At 64.7% G+C, this 24,567-nt stretch carries 22 protein-coding genes; 15 read left to right on the top strand and 7 right to left on the bottom strand.

From position 1 onward, the window contains the following. Positions 1 to 568: 568 nt before the first annotated feature. On the bottom strand, positions 569 to 1,411 hold the full coding sequence (locus ACPDIT_RS00255; protein WP_423440503.1) for an inositol monophosphatase family protein: 843 nt from the start codon (positions 1,409 to 1,411) through the stop codon (positions 569 to 571). A 428-nt stretch (positions 1,412 to 1,839) separates the two neighbouring features. On the opposite strand from ACPDIT_RS00255, the gene ACPDIT_RS00250 reads away from it, so the two are divergent. The 4 genes from ACPDIT_RS00250 to nuoH all read left to right on the top strand — a co-directional run bounded on the left by ACPDIT_RS00250 (position 1,840) and on the right by nuoH (position 6,077). Continuing rightward, on the top strand, positions 1,840 to 3,180 hold the full coding sequence (locus tag ACPDIT_RS00250) for a Gfo/Idh/MocA family protein (protein WP_423440501.1): 1,341 nt from the start codon (positions 1,840 to 1,842) through the stop codon (positions 3,178 to 3,180). A gap of 77 nt (positions 3,181 to 3,257) precedes the next feature. Continuing rightward, on the top strand, positions 3,258 to 4,055 hold the full coding sequence (locus ACPDIT_RS00245; RefSeq protein ID WP_423440499.1) for a glycoside hydrolase family 43 protein: 798 nt from the start codon (positions 3,258 to 3,260) through the stop codon (positions 4,053 to 4,055). Positions 4,056 to 4,253: 198 nt separating this feature from the next. Continuing rightward, on the top strand, positions 4,254 to 4,874 hold the full coding sequence (locus tag ACPDIT_RS00240) for a 4Fe-4S dicluster domain-containing protein (protein ID WP_423440497.1): 621 nt from the start codon (positions 4,254 to 4,256) through the stop codon (positions 4,872 to 4,874). Between the two features lie 3 nt (positions 4,875 to 4,877). Then, positions 4,878 to 6,077: an NADH-quinone oxidoreductase subunit NuoH gene (nuoH, locus tag ACPDIT_RS00235; protein WP_423440495.1), complete on the top strand. Its 1,200-nt coding sequence runs from the start codon at positions 4,878 to 4,880 to the stop codon at positions 6,075 to 6,077. A gap of 33 nt (positions 6,078 to 6,110) precedes the next feature. On the opposite strand, the gene ACPDIT_RS00230 is transcribed toward nuoH, so the two are convergent. Together ACPDIT_RS00230 and nfi are read right to left on the bottom strand one after the other, a co-directional pair. Next, a complete protein-coding gene (locus ACPDIT_RS00230) occupies positions 6,111 to 7,343 on the bottom strand; it encodes a CvpA family protein (protein ID WP_423440494.1) in 1,233 nt (410 codons plus the stop codon). A gap of 195 nt (positions 7,344 to 7,538) precedes the next feature. After that, the gene (gene nfi / locus ACPDIT_RS00225; protein WP_423440493.1) at positions 7,539 to 8,237 is read right to left on the bottom strand and encodes a deoxyribonuclease V; all 699 of its coding nucleotides are present in this window, start codon (positions 8,235 to 8,237) and stop codon (positions 7,539 to 7,541) included. Between the two features lie 361 nt (positions 8,238 to 8,598). Here nfi and ACPDIT_RS00220 point away from each other — a divergent pair, with 361 nt between their 5' ends. From ACPDIT_RS00220 to ACPDIT_RS00170, 11 genes are all read left to right on the top strand, one after another. Next, a complete protein-coding gene (locus tag ACPDIT_RS00220) occupies positions 8,599 to 9,414 on the top strand; it encodes an MBL fold metallo-hydrolase (RefSeq protein WP_423440491.1) in 816 nt (271 codons plus the stop codon). Between the two features lie 414 nt (positions 9,415 to 9,828). Further along, a complete protein-coding gene (locus ACPDIT_RS00215) occupies positions 9,829 to 11,730 on the top strand; it encodes a ClcB-like voltage-gated chloride channel protein (RefSeq protein WP_423440489.1) in 1,902 nt (633 codons plus the stop codon). 43 nt (positions 11,731 to 11,773) lie between these two features. After that, positions 11,774 to 13,204, top strand: coding sequence for a sodium:proton antiporter (locus tag ACPDIT_RS00210; protein ID WP_423440487.1), 1,431 nt, complete (start codon positions 11,774 to 11,776; stop codon positions 13,202 to 13,204). A 398-nt stretch (positions 13,205 to 13,602) separates the two neighbouring features. Beyond that, positions 13,603 to 16,029 (top strand): hydrogen gas-evolving membrane-bound hydrogenase subunit E, encoded by a 2,427-nt coding sequence (gene mbhE / locus ACPDIT_RS00205; protein ID WP_423440486.1) that lies wholly within the window; start codon positions 13,603 to 13,605, stop codon positions 16,027 to 16,029. Next, the gene (locus tag ACPDIT_RS00200; protein WP_423440484.1) at positions 16,026 to 16,568 is read left to right on the top strand and encodes an MnhB domain-containing protein; all 543 of its coding nucleotides are present in this window, start codon (positions 16,026 to 16,028) and stop codon (positions 16,566 to 16,568) included. The genes mbhE and ACPDIT_RS00200 overlap by 4 nt, the downstream gene beginning before the upstream one ends. Next, complete coding sequence (locus tag ACPDIT_RS00195) at positions 16,558 to 16,911, top strand: sodium:proton antiporter (protein ID WP_423440482.1); 354 nt, start codon at positions 16,558 to 16,560, stop codon at positions 16,909 to 16,911. The genes ACPDIT_RS00200 and ACPDIT_RS00195 overlap by 11 nt, the downstream gene beginning before the upstream one ends. Before the next feature lie 17 nt (positions 16,912 to 16,928). Next, complete coding sequence (locus ACPDIT_RS00190; RefSeq protein ID WP_423440480.1) at positions 16,929 to 18,434, top strand: proton-conducting transporter membrane subunit; 1,506 nt, start codon at positions 16,929 to 16,931, stop codon at positions 18,432 to 18,434. Then, positions 18,431 to 18,907, top strand: coding sequence for a Na+/H+ antiporter subunit E (locus ACPDIT_RS00185; RefSeq protein WP_423440478.1), 477 nt, complete (start codon positions 18,431 to 18,433; stop codon positions 18,905 to 18,907). The genes ACPDIT_RS00190 and ACPDIT_RS00185 overlap by 4 nt, the downstream gene beginning before the upstream one ends. Beyond that, a complete protein-coding gene (locus tag ACPDIT_RS00180) occupies positions 18,904 to 19,224 on the top strand; it encodes a monovalent cation/H+ antiporter complex subunit F (RefSeq protein WP_423440476.1) in 321 nt (106 codons plus the stop codon). Before ACPDIT_RS00185 ends, ACPDIT_RS00180 begins: the two co-directional genes overlap by 4 nt. Further along, positions 19,221 to 19,559, top strand: a complete 339-nt coding sequence (gene mnhG / locus ACPDIT_RS00175) for a monovalent cation/H(+) antiporter subunit G (protein WP_423440474.1) — start codon at positions 19,221 to 19,223, stop codon at positions 19,557 to 19,559. The genes ACPDIT_RS00180 and mnhG overlap by 4 nt, the downstream gene beginning before the upstream one ends. 111 nt (positions 19,560 to 19,670) lie before the next feature. Continuing rightward, the gene (locus ACPDIT_RS00170; protein WP_423440473.1) at positions 19,671 to 21,014 is read left to right on the top strand and encodes a Gfo/Idh/MocA family protein; all 1,344 of its coding nucleotides are present in this window, start codon (positions 19,671 to 19,673) and stop codon (positions 21,012 to 21,014) included. 380 nt (positions 21,015 to 21,394) lie between these two features. On the opposite strand, the gene ACPDIT_RS00165 is transcribed toward ACPDIT_RS00170, so the two are convergent. The 4 genes from ACPDIT_RS00165 to ACPDIT_RS00150 are packed head-to-tail and all read right to left on the bottom strand — an operon-like array spanning position 21,395 to position 24,517. Next, positions 21,395 to 22,186 carry a PEP-CTERM sorting domain-containing protein gene (locus ACPDIT_RS00165; protein WP_423440472.1) on the bottom strand — a complete coding sequence of 264 codons (792 nt, stop codon included), beginning with the start codon at positions 22,184 to 22,186 and terminating at the stop codon, positions 21,395 to 21,397. Further along, positions 22,183 to 22,977 (bottom strand): Ig-like domain-containing protein, encoded by a 795-nt coding sequence (locus ACPDIT_RS00160; RefSeq protein ID WP_423440470.1) that lies wholly within the window; start codon positions 22,975 to 22,977, stop codon positions 22,183 to 22,185. Before ACPDIT_RS00160 ends, ACPDIT_RS00165 begins: the two co-directional genes overlap by 4 nt. 20 nt (positions 22,978 to 22,997) lie before the next feature. Then, positions 22,998 to 23,663, bottom strand: coding sequence for a toxin-antitoxin system YwqK family antitoxin (locus ACPDIT_RS00155; protein WP_423440469.1), 666 nt, complete (start codon positions 23,661 to 23,663; stop codon positions 22,998 to 23,000). After that, positions 23,660 to 24,517 carry a hypothetical protein gene (locus ACPDIT_RS00150; protein WP_423440467.1) on the bottom strand — a complete coding sequence of 286 codons (858 nt, stop codon included), beginning with the start codon at positions 24,515 to 24,517 and terminating at the stop codon, positions 23,660 to 23,662. The genes ACPDIT_RS00155 and ACPDIT_RS00150 overlap by 4 nt, the downstream gene beginning before the upstream one ends. Positions 24,518 to 24,567: the final 50 nt, after the last annotated feature.

Raw genomic sequence — 24,567 nt, 5'->3', positions numbered from 1 at the left:
GCCTCGGGGCATCCTTGTGCGATCCGGGCAGCAGGCCGGGGAGCAGCGCAACCCCGTTCGGTCCACGGACCCTCGCGAGAGCCTTCATGGGGGAGATCTTCGCTGGCGCCGGCAGTTCGGCACAGGATCATCGAGATGGCCCCGCACCGCCCGGATTAGAGAGGGTTTCGGAGAAACCTGACCGCACGATGCATGCGACGAGGTTGCGGGAAGGTCAAGGCCCTGTGCGGAGTCGTCGTGTCGAGATGGCTTGGGACGCCGCACGACCTGCGGCGGAAGGAGTCGTTCGCGGACCGAGCGGATGCGCGTGGTGATGGCACTGGAGAGCGGTTCCCCCGGTGCGTCGCGCGATGCCGTACTTGAGCCGCCGTGCGGCCCTGCGTAGGCTGCGCGGCGAGTCGGGAGGCCGGCTGCGCGCTGCGTGCTGGGCCGTGGCGGCCGAGCGACTTTCCTTCCGCGCGGAAGGGGCGGGCATGGGGTATCCCGTGTGTTGCCTCATGCCCGCTGGGTTTTTTGATGGCCGGGCTGACGCAGGGCAGGGAGGGACCGCGGGCCGAACCCGGAGGCTCTACTTCGGCCGCGGCAGCAGCGGATCCAACAACCCGTTGCTGGCCACCATGCAGTAGGCTTCGCGCCCGTCGCGTCCATCGGACCACGGACGCGTCCAGAATCGTCCCCCGGCGCATTCGATCAGCAGACCACCGGCGGCGATGTCCCAGAGTCGCACCTGGCGTTCCACGTAGGCGTCGAAGCGGCCGCATGCGACGTAGGCCAGGCCCAGGCCGGCCGAGCCCATGATGCGAACCTTGCGGGCGCGGCGGCAGAGCCAGTTGAAGTAGGGGAGCGACTTTCGCAGGTTCGCCGAGGTTTTGGCGAACCCGAAGGTGACCATGGCCTCCTCCAGCCGCGTGGTACGGCTCACCCGGATCACGCGGCCGTTGAGTCGGGCCGGCTCGCCCCGAATGGCCGTCCAGAGTTCGTCACAGAACGGGTCGTACACCACGCCCACAACGGTTTGCCAGGGAGCTTCTCCACAAGACCGGGGCAGTTCACGCGGCATCAGATGCGCTTCCGCCTGCAGGGCAATGCAGACGCACGCGTGCGGAACATTGTGGGCGAAGTTGACGGTGCCGTCGATGGGATCCACAACCCACCGCAGCGGGCTGTTCGGATCGCCCACCAGTCCCTCCTCACCCACGATGGGAATCGAGGGGAACGCGCGCTGCAACTGGTGCTCGATGAGCCGCTGGGTACGCACATCGAGCTCGAGCTTGATGTCGTGGTGGGTGGCCAGTTGAACAGCCTTGGTACTGTGCAAGTGACGGCGCAGGAGTGCGCCTGCTGCGCGAGCGGTGTCCGTCGCCACGCGCAGCGCGCTGCGCAAGGTGCGGAGTTTGAGCGTCGTGTCCATGAACCCTGTGAAATGCACCCTCCGGAAGGGCCCGCACCAGCGACACCAAATCCGCGGGGGAAGGCAAGCTTTTTCCTGTGGCGCTGGCGCGGGCCTGGGATGCTGCCGGATGGGTGTCGGTCCGCGCTCCCAAAAAGCAGGGGAATCGAGCACCAGCCGGACCGCCGAAATGGGGCTTGGACAACATCGGGCAGGTCCGCATACTGGGCCCGGGTTGTCGGTGGGAGCCCCCGGGGTTGTGGCTGCACGGGCAAGGGTACGAGTGGACGAGTGGCCGCGCGACCCGCCCCGGAGCCGTAGCACCGAGCGGGTGGCTCCTTCGACACTCCATCGCACCAATGGACCTCAACCATCACACCTTGGCCATGGAATCGAAATTGGCTTCTTCGCGTGGCGATCGTACGTGTTCTGCAGCCGAGTCCCGTCCGATGCATCGTCGGCGTTTCTTGCGTCGAGTGGCGGCGGGCGCGGCCGGCCTGGCCGTGCCGTGGTTTATTCCGGCTTCCGTGCTGGGGGGTGCGGGCCGGACGCCTCCCAACGAAAAGATCCGTCTGGCGGCCATTGGGGTGGGGGGCATGGGCGCCGCCAACATCGAAGCACTGGCGCCTTACTGCGACATCGTGGCGCTTTGCGACGTGGACGAACGCCATGCCGCCGCGACCTTTGCAAAGTATCCCTCGGCCAAACGATACAGGGACTTCCGAAGGATGTTCGAGGAAATGGCCGATCGGTTCGAAGCGGTGCTGGTCGCCACGCCGGACCACACGCACGCCGTTGCCAGCATGATGGCCATCAAGCACCGGAAACATGTGTACTGCGAAAAGCCCCTGGCCCATTCCGTGGTCGAGGTACGGGCGCTGATGCAGGCGGCCCGGCAGTACGGGGTGGTCACGCAATTGGGCAACCAGGGGCATTCCTTCGACTCGATCCGGGATTGCGTGGAGTGGCTCCAGGCCGGGGCGATCGGCCGGGTGCACACGATCTATTGCGGCTGCGAGGCGGTCAATTCCGGCCTGGACCGGCTGGCGGAGGTGCGGCAGGGTCAGCCGGTCCCGCCGACGTTGGACTGGGATTTGTGGCTGGGGCCGGTCCCGTACCGACCTTATCACTCCGCTTACTTGCCGGGATCTTGGCGCGGGTGGACGGCCTTTGGCAGCGGTACGATCGGAGACTGGGTGTGTCACGTGGTCGACCCGGTGTTCTGGGCACTGGATTTGGGCGCGCCCCGCACCATCGTCGCGCAAGTGAAGGATTGGGATCCTCGCACGCAGGGCGAAGCCTATCCCAAGGGCGACATCGTCACTTTCGAATTCCCCGCCAAAGGGACGCGCGGCCCCATCACGCTGCACTGGTACAGCGGCACGGAAAAGATTCCGCGGCCGGAAGGCTTCGATCCCCAGGAGCCGAACGTGCGGACCGGTGCCATCGTCGTCGGCGACCGCGGCATGATGGTCTACGGATCGCACGGCGCTTCGCACGTTCACCTGGTGCCGGACAAGTTGATGGCGGAGTTTCAACGGCCGCCCAAACGGTTGCCGCGTGGCCTGGAGCATCATCGGGATTGGATCGAGGCCATTCGGGAGGGGCGCAAAGCGGGGTCGGATTTTTCCTATGGCGGGCCACTGACCGAGCTGGCCATGTTGGGCATCATTGCCATCAAGATGCCGGGGGTGAAACTCGAATGGGACGCGGAGCGGATGCGGTTCACCAATTCGTCGGAGGCCAACCAGCTCTTGCACACGCCGTATCGGGAGGGATGGACCCTGTAAGGCGAGGATTGGTGTGGATCCTTCGACCCTGCAAGGGGCGGGGAGCATCCCTGACTCGAGCGGTGCATGGCCTGGGGATGGCTGCACTGCTGCTTTGCACTCCGGCGGAGCCCGCAGCCCGGGCGCAACCGCCGCCGGCCGTTCCCTGCGGAGAGGGGCGAACGTTTCAGAACCCTCTGCTGGAAGGAACGCTGGCCGACCCCATGGTGCTGGCGTACCAGGGGACTTTTTATCTCTACGCCACCGGGGAGGTCGACGGAGACCGGGGCACGCGCGTGTACACCTCGACGAACCTGGTGGATTGGACGAGGGGGCCGGTGGTGTTCCGTCCCGGCCGGCCCCATGTATGGGCACCCGACGTGTGGCGGGACCCGCGCTCGGGGCGGTTTTATCTCTACTGGACGGTGAGCGAGACAGTGGGCGTCGCGGTCTCGGATGCGCCGGTGGGACCGTTTCGCGAGGTGGCCTCCTGGTTTCCACGGGCCATCGATGCGCATTTGTTCCGGGACGACGACGGCCGGCTGTACCTGTATTTTGTTCAACTGCCCGACTTCCGCATCATGGTGCAGCGGATGGCCTCGCCCACCGAGCCGGAGGGACCCCCGGTGGAGCTGCTGCGGCCCGAATCCGACTGGGAAACTCGCGCCGGCCGTGTGACGGAGGGTCCGTGGATGCTGAAACATCAGGGCAGATACTACCTGCTCTACAGCGGCTCGGGGGCCAACACGCCGGATTACGCCGTGGGATACGCAGTGGCGGAGCGGCCCACCGGTCCGTTCCGGCGTGCGCCGCACAACCCGATCGTGCGCCGCGGCGAGGGCGTGTACGGGCCGGGCCACGGCTGTGCCCTGCAGGATCACGCGGGACAGTGGTGACACATTTACCATCAAAAACGCACGGACCGAATTGCCTGGGACCGGTTCATTGCCATGGACCGGCTGTGGTTCGACGGAGAGGGACGTCTGTTCGGGCGCGCGACCCGCGGCGTGGCGCAACCGGCCCCGGTCATCCTTCCCACCCGACCGTGAGGCCCGGACTGGATTTGTGCCGGCCCTCTGCTATGGTGCGCCCGTATGCTGGGTGAAGGGTTGGTTCAGGGCTTGTTGACCACCGCGCGGAATTTCGTCGGAAGCTATGTTTCCGAAGAGCGGCTGGTCACCGTGCAATATCCGGAAGAGCGCCGGCCGTTGCCGGAGGCGGCGCGTTCCTTTCCCTTCCTGGTGTATGACGGAGACGATCCGGTGGCGGGGCTCCGTTGCGTGGCCTGCAAGATTTGCGAGGCCGAATGCCCGCCCCAGTGCATCTACATCGTCAAGGACAAGACCAAGAAGCCGGATCACACGGGCAAACTGCAAAACCAGCCGCTCATTTTCGACATCGACCTCTCGGTTTGTATGAGTTGTCAGATCTGTGTGGAAGTCTGTCCGTTCGACGCCATCAAAATGGACGTGGTGTACGAGTTGAGCACGCACGACCGGTTCGAGGGATTGCTCTGGCACAAGGAACAGCTGAGCAAGCCCAACAGCTACTTCCACAAAATCCATCCCACGGAGGCTGCGGAGACGGACGCCAGACTGGCCGAACAGCGGGCACGGGCCCAGGGGCGCAGTGCGGAGGCGGCACCGGCGGGACGGGCCGCGACCGCGATCGCCCGACCCGCCGGGGCCGCAGCCGCCGCAAAGTCCGAGGGTTGAGCCATGATGGAAACACTTCCCGTGCAGCTGAAGGCGGCCCTGGTGCACGGCCTGATGCGTGTGCTGCCGGCCGGGGCCGAACCGTGGGTGTCCGCCTTTCTTTCCGCCGCCGCCATTCTGGCCGTGTTTGGCCTCATGTTCGGGGTGGTGACCGTTCTGGAGCGGAAGGGCCTGGCACGGATGCAGAATCGTTACGGGCCGAATCGGGTGGGTGTGCCGTTGACTTCGATCCGGCTGGCGGGTTTCGGGCAGTTTCTGGCCGACGGAATCAAGGCGTTGACCAAAGAGGACGTTGTGCCGCGGGCGGCGGATCGGATCGTGCACGCCCTGGCGCCGGTGGTGATGGTGGTGCCGGCGGTGCTGGCGTTGGCCGTCGTGCCCATGGGGCGCCACCTGGTGGCGATGGATTTCGAGGCCGGCCTGTTGTTTTTCTTTGCCGTCGGAGCATCCACGGAGCTGGCCGTGTTCATGGCCGGATGGTCGAGCCGGAACAAGTACTCCCTGCTGGGGGCGATGCGTGGCATCGCCCAGATGCTCAGCTACGAGGTGCCTCTGGTCCTGGCCGTGGTGCCCGTGGTGATGGCGGCCGGCTCGTTGTCGCTGGTCCGGATCGTGGAGTCACAAGGGAATCCTGCCCTGGGGTGGATGGCCTGGCATGTGGCAACACCGTGGGGGTTGGCGGGTTTCTTGTTGTTTCTGGCCGCCGCGCTGGCGGAGGCGAATCGATCGCCGTTCGATCTGCCGGAAGGCGAGTCGGAAATCGTCGCAGGCTATTTCATCGAGTACTCCGGCTTCAAATTCGCGCTGTTCTTTCTGGGAGAGTACCTGGGATTGTTCGCGGCCCTGGGTCTGGCGGTCACGTTGTTCCTGGGAGGATGGCATGCGCCCTGGGCGGAATTGGCGTGGGTGCCGTCGTGGATGTGGTTTTTCGGGAAGCTGTTGGCATTGGTGGCGGTGGCGATTTGGGTGCGCGGCTCATGGCCGCGGCTGAGGGTGGACCAGCTCATGAGCCTGGCCTGGAAGTTCATGCTCCCGCTGGCGTTGGTGAACCTGGGGAGCGCAGTGCTGTGGCGCTACGTGCCGGGTACGGCGCTGCGGTGGCTGGTTTGCGGCGGCTTGTGGCTGTTGGCCTATGTGGGGTTGGCGCGCGGCCTGGCCGCGGCGCGCCAGTTGGGGCCCCGGGTGTATCGATGGGCCGAGTGATCGATCAGGGGGCCGCACGCGGTGCCGGCGCCCTCAGACCGCGTCGCGTTCGAACGCCAGGGGCGGGTTGGCCGAGGGAATCTGCAACCGCTCCGGAGTTACCTCCACCGGCCACTCCAGGTTCTGCCCGTCGAGTTGGAACCGCAGCAGGTATTGCCCCCCTTCATTCTGCCAGCGGCCGGTCAGGGTCCGATGCTCCACGGCAGGACCGGCCTCGCCCGGCTTGGGCGGGCGCGTCACGGGATAGTTCTTGAGCGCGACGAACCCGGAAGGCGCAACCACCAGGGAGGTGTTGAGGAAGATGCCGGAGAGATGTTTCCGAGCGTCCCGCAGCTGCAGAGCGGTCATCCGCGGGTTGGCCTTGCGATAAAGGGTAAACGCGGTGGGAAAATCAAATGCCCAGACACCGAGGATTGGCTCGCGATCGTATTTGGCGGATTTTCCGCTCTCCAGGTACGCCATCAGGTCCTCCAGGTCCGGCTCGATCGTGGTCCAGATTTCTCGCAAAAGGTCGGTGTTTTGGAACAGGGCGGCCACTTGCGGGTGGGCCAACACCTCGCGCAAGGGGGCCCGGCTCTGACGGAGCTGCGCATACGTAAGGTCCTGGGCGAAGCCCTGCAGCTCGGGGCGCTCCGCAATCTCCAACAGGGCCGGATAACGCGCCAGCCGCCCTTCAAGGAGGGGATTGTGAAACAGGATGCCCGCCAGGTCGGCCGCGTCATAGTAACGCTCTGGCAGGGGATCCAGCGCGCGGGCCACGCGATGGAGTTTCGTTTCCTCCAGGTCCCGTGCCACGCGATTGAAGAACCGCAGCGTCCAGGGGTCTTGTTCGGAATTGGCCAACTGCGCGGTCCAGTAGCCGAAGATGTAGATGCCCATGCAGACCAACAACGTGTACAACGTCCCGTTCACCAGACCCAGGCAGGCGCCCAGCCGTGCGTTGAGTCGCTCGAACAACGCGCGGTGCAGGTCGCTGGCGTGATACTTGAAAAACACATCCACCTTTTTGTGCACGGGCACGGCCGCGGCCTTGAACAGGCCGTTGACGATCCAGAACGCGACCACCGGCGGCAGCAGCCAGGCCAGGACGGGATGTTTCACGCCCAAAAACGCCAGCACGGGCCTCAACCAGGGGCTCAACGGCAGTGCGAGAACCATACCCAACAGAATACCGACCAGCGAGAAGGCCACCCGGACGGCACCCTGGCGATATCCCAGCGCTGTGACGCTCGCCAGCAACAACAACACCAAGATCCAGATCGTCATACCCGCAAATTATGGAAAGCCGGCTCGAAGGCGCACGCGGAAAATCGCCCGTCCCGCCGACTCGCACTCAGAGTTGATCCGGGGCTTGGCACCGGCCCCTCGGGTGAGAACCCGGCGGAGCGGCAAGGCTTCGAGCTCCCGCGTACGACTGCCAGCGGCCGGACCGAAAGCATTGCACGCGCAGCCGGGGCCTCTTCAGGATGCTCTGACGCAGTTCGGGTCCCGCCGACGCGCTTGTGCGACCTCCTGATCCGCCAAACGGGTGGGTTCGGGAAGTCGATACCGAAAAGCACACGCCAGCACCACCGCAATTGCGTCGTTGAGATCGCACCGGTGGCCCACGCTGACGTAAACCGGTTTGATTCCGGTTTGCGTGCGAAGCACGGCGCCGATGGTTTGCCCGTCTTCTTTCAACTCCGTGAAGGCGCCCCGCTGCGGCGGTGGAGGCTCGGCCTGACCGCAGAGACGGCTTTTGGCGCATCCGATGGACGGCAGGTCGCAAAGCACCCCCAGATGGCAGGCCAAGCCGAAGCGGCGTGGATGTGCCAGACCCTGGCCGTCACAGAGCAGGAGGTCGGGCGTTCGACGAAGCCGTCGCAACGCAGCCAGCAATACCGGAACCTCGCGGAACGAGAGCAAACCCGGCACGTAGGGGAAGCGCACCTGCCGCTTCACGGAGTGCGCTTCCACCACGGTGCGCGTTTGCAGATCCCAAAGAACCACACCGCCGAAGATTTGGCTGCCATCGGTGCTGAAGGCGGCGTCCAGACCGGCAATCCAGCGTGGCCAGCGCTCCAAGGGGGCAATCCGCACTCTCGGGGCCAGCTCGGCCTGGAGCTTGCGCGCCGCAGCCGGCGTGCGCGGCCAGGGATGAAACGGGGGTGGCAGTTTCATGGCATTGACCAGAGGTTCCCGAGAGGCGCGCGGGCCGTCCGGGATCGGCTTTCGGCGGATACGCCCATGGGTTCGACGACGCGGCGGGGTCCACGCCTCGCGGCCAACCCTTTGACACGGCGCGCGTTCGCTGTCGACTGCCGACTTCCGGAGCCGGCCCGGCCCGGTCGCGGGGCGCAACGTTGCTTGTACGTCCGTGCGATCACAGCGGAGCCCCTTTCAGGGAATGCATTTGCGCTTCGCAGCGCAACCTTTCACGCCATTGGTTCCCAAACGGGCACATTGATCGCGCAGCCGCGGCGGCGTCCGGCCGGCCCGCTTCCGGCTTGAACCCCCGGACCTGGGTCGTAGTGTAAAGGCCATGAACTTGGAAGACCACCTGGGCGATGTCATCCGCAAAGCCCGGGCCATGTCTGGCGTGCAGTTGGGCGAGGCCGCTCGCGCCGCCGGGTTGACCGAGTCGGAATTCCGGCTGTTGGAAGAGTCGGGGCAAATCCCTCGCACTGTGGACTGGGGACGATTGGCGTGCCGGGTGGGGTTGCATCCCCAGAAGCTCGAGCATCTGGCCCGTGGATGGCTTCCCCGCGTGCCACCGCTGGATCGTTGGCGCCGACTGCGGATGTTCACCACCCAACAAGGCGCCAACACGGTGAACGCATATCTGGTGTGGGATGAACAGACGCTCGAGGCGGCCCTGTTCGATACGGGGTGGGATCCCTCCGAAGTACTGGCGGCACTCGAACAGTCGGGGTTGAAGCTCAAGTATCTTTTTCTCACCCATGGCCATTTGGACCACGTCAGCGGCGTGGAGGCCGTGCAAGATGCCGTGCGCGGTGTCGAAGTGCGCGCACACCCAAAACCCGCACCCAGGGATTTGCCAGAGGTGGAGGGCCTCCCCCTGGGCCGACTCCGGATCTGGTTTCGGCCCACGCCCGGTCATGCGGCCGATGGCGTGACCTATGTGATTCGCGGATGGCCGGGCGAAGCCCCGCCGGTGGCGATTGTGGGCGATGCCATTTTCGCAGGTTCCATCGGCCGCGGCAATCAATCGTGGGAGCTGGCCCGGCAGGCGGTGAAAGATCAGATCCTCAGTTTGCCGCCGGAAACCCTGCTTTGCCCGGGCCACGGACCGTTGACCACCGTGGCGGAAGAAATCGCGCACAATCCGTTTTTTTGAGGCCCGTTCGGCGCCCACCCTGCCACCGGGCAAGGGGCGGCCCGCAAGGACAGACAAGGTCTGGTGCGGCTCTCCGGGAAGTGGAGTTCCGCGACCCAACGCAGGAACCCTTTCGACTTCCAGGGGTTGGCGAGGTCGGCACCGAGGGATCCGGGCCGGCCGATTCGGAACGCACGCGGAGACGGTCGTACGATCTGTCGTGCGGCGCCTGCGGCCGCATGAGACCAAACGAGGCATGAGGCCGACCGGCGCCTTGGAAGATCGCTTTTCGGGATGTTCCCCATGGCCGGAGGCGGCCGGGCAGGGGAGCCCGAAAACGCGCCCCTTGGCACGTCGCTGGCTTCGGAAGAGTTTTTCCGAGAGCTTGCCCGCCTCAGAGTGGTTACTGGCGGCCCTTCCGGGGGCCTTGTTACCATGGAACTTGTGAACGGGCCGGAGTCCCATCGCATGCGAATCCGCCGGTGGCAACGCACTCTGGAGGTGCTTTGGCACCGGTATTGGCGGCGGGCCCTGCGCTGGCGGGAACGTCTCTGGATCAGCGAGGAGGCGTTGCATCTGCTGCTGGCGGCCGGGGTTGGCGTGGTGGGCGGCCTGGTGAATCTCGTGTTTTATTACGCCATCGAGGCGGTCACGTTGTTGTTTCTGCATCAACCGGGCGATCCGGTGGAAGTGGCCGAGCTCCTCGGCCCTTGGGAGCGGTTGTTCACCCCCGCGCTGGGAGGATTGTTGGCCGGGCTCGTGTTGCATTGGGGACTGCAATGGGTGAAGCGTCCGGGCACCACCAATCTGCTGGAGGCCGTGGCGGCCGGGGACGGTCGACTGCCCTTCCGTCCGAACCTGGTACGGGCCCTGTCGTCCTTGATCAGCATTGGGACGGGGGCGTCGGTTGGGCGAGAGGGCGGCATCACGCAGCTGTCGGCCACCCTGGCGTCGAAGTGGGGCCAGTGGCGGAGGTGGCCGCCGTACCGGTTGCGGTTGTTGGTGGGATGTGGGGCAGCGGCCGGGATTGCTGCTGCGTACAACGCCCCGATCTCCGGCGCCGTGTTCGCGGCGTGGATCGTGCTGGGCAACTTTTCCATGTTGCTGTTCGCCCCCCTGGTGGTGTCCGCCGTGGTGGCCAGTGTGTTGTCCCGGAGTTTCTTCGGGATCCGCTCATGGTACGAGGTCCCGGTGGTCGAGTTCACGCGGCTGGGACAGTTGCCGTGGTTTTTGTTGCTGGGAATCGTCGGGGGTGTGACCGGCGTGCTGTTTTTGAAGATGTTGCGGTTTACCGAGGAGAGGTTTCGACGGATCCCCTGGCCGGTGTACGGGCGCATGGCGCTGGGCGGGCTCATCGTGGGCTTGATTGCCCTGGCCTACCCGGGGGTATGGGGCAATGGCTATGTGGTGGCCAACCGGATTCTCCATGGCGAATTCGAGCGGCTGACCGCGGACTGGGTCAGCGCCGGGCTCACCGGCGAGCGTTGGGGCCTGGTCTTTCTGGCGGGATTGTTGTCGGCCAAACTGCTGGCCACGGTGGTAACTGTCGGCTCGGGGGCCGTCGGTGGCGTGTTTACTCCGACATTGTTTCTGGGTGCGGCGGTCGGAGCGGCGTTCGGCCTGAGTCTGCACCTGCTGGGCGCGGCCTTGCATCTTCCGGTCAGTACGTTCGCGCTGGTGGGCATGGGCTGCGTGTTCTCCGCCACGACCCGCTCTCCGTTGTTGGCCATGATTTTGGTCTTCGAAATTTCCTTGAACTATTCGTTGATGCCGCCGCTGATGCTGGGCTGCGTGGTGGCGGCCCTGGTGGCCGGACGACTCCATCCGGACTCCGTGTACACCGAGACCCTGCGCGTGCGCGGCCTCGATACCACGACCGAGGTCACGCTGGACTGCCGCGTGGGCGATCTGATGCGCGATCCGGTGCCGCCGGTGCGGGAGACGGCGACCCTGCAGGAGATGGCGCAGCGGTTTCTGACGCGGACCAACAACTTTTTGCCGGTGGTGGATGGCGAGAACCGTCTCCTCGGTGTGGTCGCGCTGCATGATCTGAAGCCCTTCCTGAACGCCGGGGAGGAATTGCGCGCTGTGATTGCATACGACGTGATGCGGCCGCCGCCGGCGTGGTTGACGCCCAATCAGACCCTGTTCGAGGCGTTGCCGGTGGTGTTGCGCAGCGAACAGCAGCACATCCCGGTGGTGAACAGCCCTTCGGAACGCAAGCTGGTGGGTGCCCTGGTGCGGGCCGAAGTGCTGGGATTGTTGACGGAAGCCATGGCCCGCAGCGCCGAGGCCCGGTTGACCGGTCAAACCGGACCGGCTCCGGCGCGTCGATGAGCTCCGGCTTGACCTCCGCGGTGAGCCTTCTAATGTCCCGCGCATGCACGGGGGACTTGTCGAGCCCAATCCCTGGATGATCGCGCCATTCGTGCTGCTGCTGGCGGCCATTGCGATGGGGCCGCTGGCCTGGCCGCACGGATGGCACCGACATTACCCGAAAGTGGCTCTCACGTTGGGGGCCATCACGCTTCTCTATTACTGGCTGGGATTGTCCGCCGTGCAGCGCATCCTCCACACCGCCCACGAATACGTCAGTTTCATCGCGCTGATCGGCTCGCTGTTTGTCGTCTCCGGCGGGATTCACATCACGGTGAAGGGCGAGGCCACGCCCCTGGCCAACGTGATCTTTCTGCTGGTGGGCGCGGTGGTTGCCAATCTGTTGGGGACCACGGGGGCCTCCATGCTGCTGATCCGTCCCTGGCTGCGCATGAACAAATACCGCCTGACGGCGCATCACGTGGTGTTTTTCATCTTCATCGTGGCCAACGTGGGCGGGTGCCTGACCCCCATCGGCGACCCGCCTTTGTTCCTGGGTTACTTGAAGGGCATTCCCTTCTGGTGGGTGGCGGAGCACTGCTGGCCGATGTGGCTGGTCGGGGTGGGCTCATTACTGGCCATCTTTTACGTGTTGGACCGGCGGAACTATCTGCGTGCGCCGCTGGAGGTGCGCGTTCGCGAGACGGGGGCCGGAGAGCAATGGCAATTCCGGGGGCTGCACAACGTGGGGTTCCTTGCGGTGATCCTGGGAGCGGTCTTCCTGCAGCACCCGCCATTTTTGCGGGAGGTCCTCATGCTCGCGGCCGCGGTGGCCTCGTATCTGACCACGCCGCGACCGGTGCACGAGGCGAATGATTTCAATTTCGAGCCGGTTCGGGAGGTGGGGATTCTGTTTGCCGGAATTTTTGCGACGATGATGCCCGCGCTGGACTGGTTACAGGGCCACGCAGGACAGCTCGGGCTGGCCAGCCCCGGCCTGTTTTATTGGGCGGCCGGCGTGTTGAGCAGTTGTTTGGACAACGCACCCACGTTCCTTACGTTTTTGAGTGCGGAGATGGGCATGTTCGCGCCCGGAGACGTTGTGGCGGGTGTGCAGACCGCGCTGGGTCAGGGGATGACGAATGCGGCCTCCCTCGGCGGCGGCGTCCCACCCCCCGCGCAGGCGGCGTTGCAAGCACTGCGGGAGCATTTCGCAGGGGAGCTGGCCACGGGACAGGTGCCCGTCGAACACATTCAGGTGGGCGTATTACTGGGCGTGGCCGAGTACAACCGTTACGTGGTCGCGATCGCTGTGGGCGCAGTGTTCTTCGGTGCCTGCACGTACATCGGCAACGGACCGAACTTCATGGTCAAAAGCATCGCCGAGCAGCAAAAGGCTCATGTGCCCTCCTTTTTGGGTTACATCGGGCGGTTTGTGTTTCCCTATTTGTTACCGGTGCTGACCGTGGTTTGGTGGCTGTTTTTCCGCTCCTGACCCCCCGGGGGGAGACCCCGCACGGGACCGAATGCCTCTTGATCTGCGAGGTGTACTGGCAGGCGGTGTGGGAGGGGCGTCGGCGGGGCTGCGAGGGAGAGCCAGAAAGAGCGCGATCGAGAGTAAGGGAGGTGGGGGCCGGCGGAGAGGCCCGGGGCCCTGACCAAGCCCGTCAAGCCGGTTCCGTTTGACGAAGTGCATGGGCTCTCGGCACACTCAAGGGGCGCAATCCGAGGAGCCGGTTTCTTGTCTATAGCAGGAGGAGGTCAGACGCGGCCCCGTTGTCGGGCCCGGGAAGCCACGGCTCCCCGGAAGGATCGAAACGCGCACGTCCCGCGGCGGACAGTGGGGGAATCCGGGGAAGCCGATTGCGGGGGGAAGACCTGGAACGGTTCGCGATGAAGACGGAGGTTCTACTCGGCCTTGCGCTCGGGCTGCCCTTGATGGCGGCGCCCGGGCTGGCTCTGCTGGAGCGCTGGCTGGGTCGGCGCGTGGGTTGGATCGCGTCGATTCTGCCGGTGATCTCGACGCTCTGCCTGTTGAGCATGCTGGCCCGGACCGAGTTGCCGGCGGGGACGGTGGTGACCTGGCCCTGGGTTCCGTCCCTTGGGGTGTCACTGTCGTTCCTCGTGGACGGACTTTCACTGTTCTTCGGCCTGGTGGTGTGCGGGGTGGGCATCCTGATCTTCTGGTATGCCAACTTTTACCTCGACGACCATTGCGAGCATCCCGGGCGTTTCTACGCATACCTGACCCTGTTCATGGGGGCCATGCTCGGGACCGTCCTGGCCAACAACTTGGTGTTGCTGTTTGTGTTTTGGGAGCTGACCGGACTGGCGTCCTTTCTGTTGATCGGCTTCTTGCATGAGGAAGAGCGGGCCCGCGTGGGAGCCAGGCAGGCACTTCTGGTAACAGGCGTGACGGGTTTGTGCCTGCTGGCCGGTGTCGTGATGTTGGGGCAGGCGACCGGCACCTTTCAGTGGGATCGCCTGCGCGCCGAGGGATTGCCGTGGGCGAGGCATGGGGAATGGCTGCAGGTCTCGCTGCTCTTGCTGGTCCTGGGAGCGTTGGGCAAGTCGGCGCAGATTCCCTTCCACTTCTGGTTGCCCAACGCCATGGTGGCACCAACCCCGGTGAGCGCCTATCTGCACTCGGCGACCATGGTGAAGTTGGGCGTGTTCCTGTGTGCGCGTCTGTTTCCCTTGTTTGCCGGACAGGAACTCTGGGCGCCGCTGCTGTCGTGGGTGGGCTTTGGAACCATGTTGTTCGGGGCGATTGCCGCCTTCCGGTCGCACGACTTGAAGGCCATCCTGGCCTGGTCCACCGTCAGTCAACTGGGTTATCTAATCGGTTATTACGGCCTGGGCCCTGCGGGAGGGGTGGCCCATGATTATTTGCACATCTTGAATCACGTGTTTTACAAGGGCAGTCTGTTCATGATTGCAGGAGTCATCCTTCACAGCACGGGGGTGCAGGACGTTCGGCAGCTTGGCGGTCTTTGGCGTCGGTTGCCGGTCGTGGGTGTGGCTTGTGCGGTGGCGGCCGCGACCATGGGCGGATGGATGGGTACGACGGGCTTTCTCAGCAAAGAGGTGATGCTTCAGGAAGTTCTTGAGGCGCGGGCAACCCATGCCTCCCTGGGCGGGTATGCCCTGACATGCGTGGTGGCGACGTCGCTGATCAAAATCGCCTTTGCTTTGCGCATTTTTGTGGAGGTATTCCTGGGACCGGAGCCGGCCGGTTTGGCTGCTCGTTTTCACCGACCGCCGCTGGCCATGCAAATCCCTCCGCTGCTGCTGGCCGCGGCTGCCCTGGGGTTGGGGTTGGCGCCCGGGGGAGTGGTTGCCTTGCGCGAACGATTTGCCGTCCCGGGCCTGCACACCGCCGGTCCCCCATTGGCGCTGTGGCACGGAGTTACACCCGAGTGGCTCTTGAGCCTGGCACTGATGGCCGCAGGGGTCGTGGTGTACGTGTGGGCCCGCCGACGCGGCTGGCCGTGGGAGGGGCTGCCCAGGGCGATGCGGCTGGACGATTCCTTTGAAAGGTTCCTGACGCTGTTCGGCCGGGTGACGAAGACGGTAACCCGGGCCCTGCAGGCGGACCGTCCCACGCGCTACCTCCCGATCGTATTGGGGTTGGTCGTCGGCCTTCAATGGACCTGGCTGGGTTGGGTGTGGATCACGGGCCGGGCCAATCTGCCGGCGCAGTTGGTGGCCGGAATGGAGGATTCCGGCGGCTGGTTGCGTAGCTTTGCCGCTGGGTTGATCGGTCTTTCCGCGGTCCTGGTACTGGTGTTGAAACGCTGGACGACGCAGGTGGTCTGTCTCTCGGTGGCGGGCTTTTTGATCACCTTTTACTTTGTACTGTACCGCGCGCCCGACCTGGCGCTGACCCAGATTCTCGTAGAGGCGGTGACCCTGATCCTGGTCCTTGTCCTGCTCGGTCGATTCCCGCGTTCGGCAGAGCAGGGCGAATGGATCCACCGGGGCGGGCTGGGACAACGGGTGTTCCACGGCGCTCTGTCATTGGGCGTGGGCGCCATGATGACCGTGCTGGCGGTATGGGTCAGCAACCGGCCCAGACCGCGCCTGGGAGAGTGGTATGGAGACCATACGGTCGAGTTGGCACAGGGAAACAATGCAGTGAACACGATTCTGGTCGACTTTCGTGGTTTTGACACCCTGGGAGAAATCACCGTGTTGGTGATTGCAGCCTTGGGGGCGCTGGGCCTGTTGATGAGATACAAGCGCACCCCCGAAGAGTATCGTCAGGGCCCGCTGGGAGCTCCCGGCATGGGCGTTCATCATCCGGAGGCACAACGATGACGGACGTGCGTTCCTACATCTTCGATCGGCTGGTGCGCGGGGTGTTTTACCTGTTGAACCTGGTGGCGTTCTATCTGCTGTGGCGGGGACACAACCTGCCCGGCGGGGGATTCATCGCCGGGTTGGCGTCTGCCATCTCCCTGATCCTGCTGAGCCTGGCGCTCGGCGTGGAGGCCATGCCACGCATCCTGCGCATGGACCCCATGCGGCTGGCCGCCGCCGGCCTGGGGCTGGCGACGGGGACCGGTTTGGGGGCGATGGTGGCCGGAAGGCCGTTTCTGGAGCATTTTCACCTGCACGTGCACGGCCTGCCCTGGTTTGGGGAGGTGCACCTGGGAACCCCGTTCCTGTTCGATGTGGGTGTGTATCTCATTGTGGTCGGGGTGGTGAGCAAGATGTTGTTCGTGTTCATGCAGTCCACGCGGGGCCTCCGGGCCCTGGTGGAGGAGGAAGAACGACGATACAGTTCGCCGCTGGAGCAGCCGCTGGAGGAGTCGGCCCGGGCGGCCAATCGGGAGGATGATCGCCATGCCCCTTGAGACTGCATTGTTGATCGGGTTGTTGTTTGCTTGTGGCACCTACCTGGTGCTGCAAACGAGCTTCGTGCGAATGTTGTTCGGGTTCCTGATTCTGTCGAATGCCGCCAACCTGCTGTTGTTGGCGATGTCCGGCTCACCGGAGGATCGCGTGCCGCCCATTGCAGGCGCGGGATCGGGGCCCATGGTGGACCCGCTGCCGCAGGCCCTGATTCTCACGGCCATCGTGATCGGCTTTGGGGTGACGGCCTACCTGGTGATCCTGCTCTACCGCTTGTTCCTGGATCAGAAAACCACGAATGCGGCGGAATTGTACGCGGAACAGGACACCACGGAACGGACCTAGATTCTGGAAGGCAAGACATGCATCTGGTCACGCTTCCCCTGGTCGTACCCCTGTGCACGGCGCTGCTCCTTCTGTTTTGGGGCCGACCCTCGAGAGGGCGGCGGGCCATGGCGACGGCCTCGGCGGTTGGGCAGCTGATGGTGGCCCTGGGCCTCGGAATCCGGACCTATGACGAGGGGCCCTGGGTTCTGCCGGTCGGGAACTGGGCGGCGCCGTTCGGCATCGTGCTGGTGGCGGATCTGCTGAGCGCCGTCATGATTGTCCTGGGTTCGTGGACCGCCCTGATGGCCATTGTGTACGGGTCGGCCGAGTTGAGCGTTCGGGTGGAACATCCCCTGCGACTCCCGCTGATGCAGTTTCTCGTGGCCGGGATCAACCTTTCCTTTCTCACGGGGGATTTGTTCAACTTGTTTGTCGCGTTCGAGGTCATGTTGATTGCCTCCTACGCCCTGCTCACCCTGGAAGCGGACGACTGGGACATCAAACAGGGCTTTCCCTATGTGGCGGTGAATCTGGCGGGGAGCACCCTGTTCTTGTGCGGGGCAGGGTTGGCGTACCGGCTCTTCGGCACGCTGAATTTTGCCGACATGGCGCAACGGGTGGCGGGGATGGCCGACGATCCGCGTGTGGTGAGCCTGGCCCTGCTGTTCCTGGCGGTGTTTGGGCTGAAGGCCGGCCTGTTTCCGCTCTATTACTGGCTGCCCAACAGCTACCCGATTCTGCCGGCCCCCGTGGCGGCGCTGTACGCGGGGATGCTGACGAAGGTGGGGGTGTATGTCCTGCTGCGCATCTTTGGCACCGTCTTGCCGCACGAGTTGTCCGGGGTGCACGCCCTGCTGGCATGGCTGGCCGGAGCCACCATGCTCCTTGGCGTGGTGGGGGCCCTGTCTCGGAATTTTGTCCGGGGCATTCTGAGCTATCACATCCTGAGTCAGGTGGGGTTCATGATGTTGGCGATCGGCTTCTTTACCGAGTTCGCATTCGCCGCCAGCATTTTTTACATTATCCACCACATTGTGGTGAAGTCCTCCCTGTTCCTTATCGGAGGGACGGCTGCGCTGTTGAATCGCACGGATAATCTGGATCGGATGGGGAATCTGTGGCGGCATGCGCCCGGGTTGGGTGTGGCTTTCTTGTTCCAGGCGTTGTCCCTGGCGGGTTTGCCGCCGCTCAGTGGGTTCTGGGGAAAGTTCGCGATCGCGATGGAGGGCCTTCGTCTGGGAGAATACGTCCTGGTCGGGATCTCGCTGGTTGGCAGCATCTTGACGCTGTTGAGCATGCTGAAGATTTGGAATGGCGCCTTCTGGAATGCGGCGGAGGATCGCGAAGTGTGCCTGTGGGACTGGCGATGGGTGCGGATGAACCGTGTAAACCTGGCGATGGTGGCGGTCTCGCTGGGAATCGGTCTGGGCGCCGAGGGAGTCTTTCAGGTGGCGACACGCGCGGCCCAGCAGGTGCGGGACCGGGACGGGTACGCTGCCGCGGTGTTTGCAGTACGCGCCAAAGGGGTGGACGCGCGATGAAAGGGTTGGCGTTGCATCTGATTCTGGCCACGCTCTGGTTGTTCCTCAGTCCGGGGCGCAGCCTGGGCGATTTTTACGTCGGGCTCCTGCTGGGTTTCTGCGTCATCGCTTTGTTTCACTCCGTTCTCGGAGTCCAGGCATATCCACGCAAGGTGGTCGCGTTGGCGCGGTTTCTGTGGGGATTCTTGTGCGAGTTCGTGAAGGCGAATCTGAACGTGGCCGTGCGGGTTCTCTTTCGCTCCGCCTCGTCCCTGCGGCCGGATTTTGTGAACTACGACGTTGCCGGACTGACTCCGGGTGAGATCCTGGTGATGAGCTACTGCATTACGCTGACGCCGGGCACGACCACGGTCCAGATCAGCGAGGACATGCGCACGCTCGTGATCCACGCGCTGGACGTGGAGAACCCGGACGAGCTGCGGCAGAATCTGGATCGGAACCTGAAGACGCCCTTGTTGCAATTCACGCGATGAACAGTGCACTGACATCGGTTTGTTTCCTGGGACTGGGCGTGGCGGTGCTCCTGGCCCTCGTGCGCGTCATCCGGGGGCCCACGATCCTGGACCGCATTTTGGCATTCGACTTGATTGCCACCGGGGTCGTGGGGATGATCGGGCTGCTGAGCGTCGAGTGGAAAACGGCGCTGTTCCTCGAGCTGGTCCTGTTGTACTCGTTGTTGGGATTCGTCGGGACCGTGAGTTTCACCCTTTACCTGCATCGGACCTTGCCGCGGCGTCGGTCGGCAGCCCCGACCGGGAACCGTGCGTCGCCGGAAGAATTCGTGCCATGATCCCTTGGTTGGCAGGCGCGTTGATGCTCACAGGGACGGCGTTCATTTTGATCGCCGGGTTGGGTTTGTTGCGGTTGCCGGACGTGCTTTGCCGCTCGCATGCGGTGGCCAAGGCCAGCACGCTTGGAATCTTTTTGGTGTTGCTGGGCTTGTGGCTGATCCTGGGCGTCGAAGCCGCAGGCTTGAAAATCCTGCTGGCCATATTCTTTCAAGTGGCCACGATTCCGGTCGCCAGTCATCTGGTCGCGCTGTTGGCCTGGGACAAGGACCTGCCGCGTTGGCGCGGCCCCGGAGGTCCCCAGCGTGGTCGGGGGCCGGCGGGCCGACCCGACTGAGGTTGGATCCCGGACAAGGGCCACGACCCGCAGGTTCCCCGGGCTTCGGGCGGGGTTGAATCGGGCGGGCTTGCATTGACAGGACGGGCTCGCCCAAACAGGGTATCGCGCATGAGTACGTATGGGGCGGGTCCTCTGCCAAGCCGAAGAGAGTTCCTGCGTCAATCGGCCGGTCTCCTTTCTGCCGCAGCTCTGGTGCGGGCGGTGGAAATCGGGTCTCGTGCCGCCGAATCGAACACGCTCCGCATCGCCCTGATCGGCTGCGGAGGCCGCGGCAGTGGCGCGGTGGCCCAGGCGTTGTCCACGGCCGGCCCGACCGAGTTGTGGGCGGTGGCCGATTTTTTCCCCGAGCGTGCCCGCGCGCTGGTGGAGCAGTTGCGTCCGCGGTTCGGCGATCGGATCCGCGTCACCCCGGAGCGCGTTTTTGGCGGCCTGCGGGGCTACCGCGGTGCCATGGACAGCTTGGAACCGGGAAACGTGGTGATCCTGGCCACGCCGCCGGCCTTCCGGCCCATCCACTTCGAATACGCGGTCCAGCGGGGTCTCCATGTCTTCCTCGAGAAGTCGTTCGCCGTGGATGCGCCGGGCATTCGCCGTGTCTTGCGTGCGGGTGAGGAGGCGGCGCGCAAGGGTTTAAAAGTGGCGACCGGGCTGATGAGCCGTCACTATCTCCCGCTGGAGGAGGCAATGGCACGGGTGCACGAGGGTGCGCTGGGCGAGTTGGTGACGCTCTATGCGTACCGAATGCACGGGCCCGTGGGTCTGGGTCCGCGCCCGGCGAACATGAGCGAACTGGCCTGGCAGATCGCCAACTACAGTGGGTTCACCTGGTTGAACGGAAGCTTTTTTGTGGACTGGCTGATCCACAACATCGACGTCTGCTGCTGGGCCAAACGCAGCTGGCCGGTTTCCGTGCAGGGAATGGGCGGTCGCCAGGTGCGACGCGAGCCCGACCAGCTCTATGACCATTACATGGCGGAATACACTTTCGCCGACGGCACGCGCATGGTGGTGCAAGGGCGGCACATGTCCCGGTGCTGGGATTTCTTCGGTGTTGTCCTCCACGGCACTTCGGGTTGTGCGGTCCTGGGAGAAGGGCAACCCAACCCCATGTTGTTTCGCGGTCATCAGCCGACGGCCGATCGCGTGCTGTGGCGATACCGGGGTGAACCCTGTGATCCCTACCAGCGCGAGATGGATCTCTTCTTCGAAGCCATCCGCCAGGACCGGCCCTACAACGAAGTCGAACGCAGCGCCAAATCCAATCTGACTGCCATCATGGGCCGAATGGCCTGCGAATCCGGGCAACGAATCACCTGGGAGGAAGCGATGGCCTCGACCCGTGAGCTGGCACCCGGCCTGGATCAACTCCGGGACGAAGACGATCCACCTGTGAAAGCCGATCCCCAGGGCCGGTACCCGATCGCGATGCCGGGCAGCACCGAGGTCTTGTGACCGGGGCGGTTGACTCGCATCCGCCGCGCTGTTGGCAAACGAGCCAACTCCCTCGGACGCTCGGGAATCCCTGCGGCCGGCCTCGGCTCGCGAGTTTGCTCCGGGTCCGCAGACCCCGCCATGGCCCCTGCTCCAGCCCGGTACACCATGGGCGCGGGGCCGCGGATTGAATGCCGGACTGCGTGTTGCTGATCGCTTCCGCGAGGACGAGAGCCCGGTCCCGGGCAACCCGAGCCGCCCCGGGGCGCGTGTCGCTCTGCACCGAGACCGCAACCTGCCGCGGCAGGCATTGCCCGATCGCGACGGTACCGCTCCCCGGGCGGTGGCGGGAACGCAAATCGATCGGCAAACCCGCAAAGCCTGTGCGGAGCGACTCCTCGTTACCGGAATGGACCCGGGGAAGGCATGGCAGACAACGCGTTGGCACCGGGATGAAGGAACCGGCCCCTCACCATGCGAGCGCTGCCCACGAGGAGGGCCATGATCAGCAGGCCCGCCGTGGAGGGTTCTGGAATGTAATGGACCTCGAGGGACCAAGCGTCCAGGCGATATTGGCCCCCGCCACTGACATCCGCAGCAAACAACACCCAGGTGCCGCCCGGCTCGAGGCCCGCAAAGGAACCGAGCCCTGCGGTACGAGGATCGTCCGTGACCACGTCGGCGGGATCGGTGGCGCGAGCATCCGGTTGCCAGAGACCCGTCAAGGGAATGTTCAAGGGGATATTCTCATCGCCTGTTAGCGTCAGGCGATAGTTGTGCACGTCGGCGCTGGCCGCGTCGCTCAGCGTGATATGGACGTTCATGCCATCGCTGTAGCCGAAGGGCCGCCCTGGGGCTCGCCCCGGCCGATTCAACAGCACACTGTATCCGGCTGTGGGCCCGGCCAGGCTTACAAATAGATCTCCCAGAAAGGCCCCTTCCGGATGCGGGCTGAGCTGCAACGTCACCACAAGCGAAAGAATGGGGGCGGGTCCGGCCGGCAGGCTTCGGGCGTCGGCCAGGCCGGAGTCGTCGCCATCGGGGATCCACGCCTGCACGGGAAAGGTGAACGTTTGCGGCGGGAAACCCTCTGCGGCCTCGATGTCGTGCCACGCACCGCCCAGCAGCAGCAATGCGGCACCTCCAACCAAGCAGAGCCGGCGACAGGATCGGTTGGGATTCCCGGCATTCATCGTGCGACCGTGCGATAAAACCGTGTGGGCGGAGGTGGCTCGGTGGCGTCCACCCACTGGATCAGGCCCCGGGCATCGGCTTCAACTTCGGCGAGCGGCTGCCAGCGGGTGGCCGGCAGTATGTCCGACCACTCCAATGTGTAGGACCGACCGGGAACACCGGCGAACACCAGCTGCCGATGCCCGGTGGGTAGGACCGTAATGCGAACAAGGTTCAGAGAGGGGCCCGGGTCCGGCTCCGAGACCACCACAAATACGGTCTGCGTGCTTTGGTGGCCGGCGGTGTCCTGCAGGGCATATGTAAACGTATCGAACTCCGGCTGACCGACCGGGGGCTCGTAAAGGATCCAACCGTTGTCGAATGTCAGACGGCCTCCGGACGCGCTTCGGACGGCGTGGCTGACGAATTCCAGCGGATCGCCCTCGGGGTCCGTGTCGTTGCTCAGGAGCCGGAGCGCGATGACCTTGGTCGTTTGTCCCCGCGCGCGGCCGATCGTGTCGGGCAGAGCAGCCGGCGGGTCGTTCAGCGCGGGTACAAACCCGGCCGCCAGGCGATACGGGACCGTGGCGGAGGTGCTCCAGCTTGCCGGGGCGCCAACCCCAACGAACGCTTCGTAGTGGTCCGACCGGCTCCAGCCACCCCCGGCCAGGGAGCCTGAAAAGTAGAGCGAGTAATGGGCCGACCGGGCGACCGGGGGCTCGCCATCCGCCTTCGGCCCACAAGAAAACAGAAGGCCCGCCCAGAACCAGGCCGGGAACCACAACGAGCAGCACCGTCTGCATGTGGGCATGGGGCCTCCCCGGGAGCGACTCATGGGCCAGCACCGTTTGTGGGGACGGGCTGGAATTGTGCGGGCAGAACCGTCGTGTCAGGTGCAGCAGGGTCGGGAAAATCCCGGCGATCCAGAATTCGCCCATGCTCCAGGTGGACCTCTGCCTTCAAGTGACCGCTCGCATAGTAGGCACGCGCGACTCCATGCGGCCGGCCATGTTCGAAGACGACTTCCTCGGCCAGTTGACCGTTCTCGTGCCAACGTTGATAGAGGCCGTGGTATTCTCCCTCCACCAGCTGAGCCACCGATTGCGTGGCCCCGTCCGGATACCATTTGATGCGCAGACCGTGGGCGAGACCCCGCCGATAGGTTTCTCGGATTTGCAACTGACCATTGGTGTACCAACCTTCGGAGAGGCCGTTCAATTGGCCATCCACTATGGCGGAGCGCGACCACAGGGCTCCGTCAGGATAGCGCTCCACCAGGAAGCCATTGAACGGACGCGTATCTCCCGTTCGATAAAGACGGCCCTGGCGCAGCTCCAGGTCGTGGCGGGACAGTTCCGCGGGTTGCATGGACAGCCGTGGAAAGAGGAAAAACCCCAGAAGGGCCAGTCCCGACAGGCAGACCGCAGCGAGCCGACGACGAATCCGTCGGGCGTCGTCGGGGCGCTGTGCGCTCGGCGGCATGGGAATCGCGTTCACAACACCTTCAAACGGAAGAAACGCGGAGGTGCATTCGAACCCGCGTCAGGGAGACTGACCTGGACGCGCAAGAGACGAATGTCGTTGGCACGGTACTCCGTGGCGGGAGCTTCGGTTGAGCCGGCGACCTTGAAGGGTACCACCGACCAGGTTTGCAGGTCGTGACCGACGAGGATTTGATAGGTACGACCTGTGACGGCGGTGAATTCCAAGATGGCCTGACCCGCTTGGACTTCGCGCAGGTCCAGGAGGAGCGCGTGGCCGGGATCGAAGGCATAAGTGCCCGCCAAGTATTCCTGGAGGTTCGATAACCCGTCCCTGTCCAGGTCGTCGCCCGGGCGAATGTCTTGGAGGGTTTGGCCGCCGCCGAGCTGCTGGATCAGTGCGTACTCCCACATATCCGACAACCCGTCGCCGTCGCGGTCTTCACCGAGCGTCAGGTCCAACCGGGTGCGCTGAGCCGGCTGTCCCAGGGTGGCCAGGTTGGCACGCATTTCGATCGGCAGGTAAGTCGTCGAACCGATGCGAACGCGGATGCGGAAGGGGACCAGGGGTTGAAGGGCGCTCGGACGATAAAGGTCCGGGGTGACCCCGGCGTCCAGCGGCAGAGTCAGTGTGTAATTCAGGCCGCGGCCCATTTCCGGGCGCAACCGGGTCTCGACGACGCGGCCGGTGGCGGTTTCGAACAGAATGCGGGCGGACGGCGCGTTGAGAGGAACTCCGTAAGGGTCGCGAATCACGCCCTCGATGATGTGGTGCGGAGCCGGTGGATATGCGTGCGACACACCGGCCAGGGCAAGACCGGCGACCCACAGAAACGTTCGGGCGCGGCTTGGAACGTTGGGCGTGTTCATGGTCGGGATGGGCTTTTAGTTGCCGGCATAGGAATAGGTGACGAAGTGGA

Origin of the sequence: Limisphaera sp. VF-2 (assembly GCF_049537125.1) — a bacterium.
Taxonomy (GTDB): domain Bacteria; phylum Verrucomicrobiota; class Verrucomicrobiia; order Limisphaerales; family Limisphaeraceae; genus Limisphaera.
Note: the sequence above shows the minus strand (reverse complement) of the source record. Positions and strands in the feature narration are given on the sequence as shown.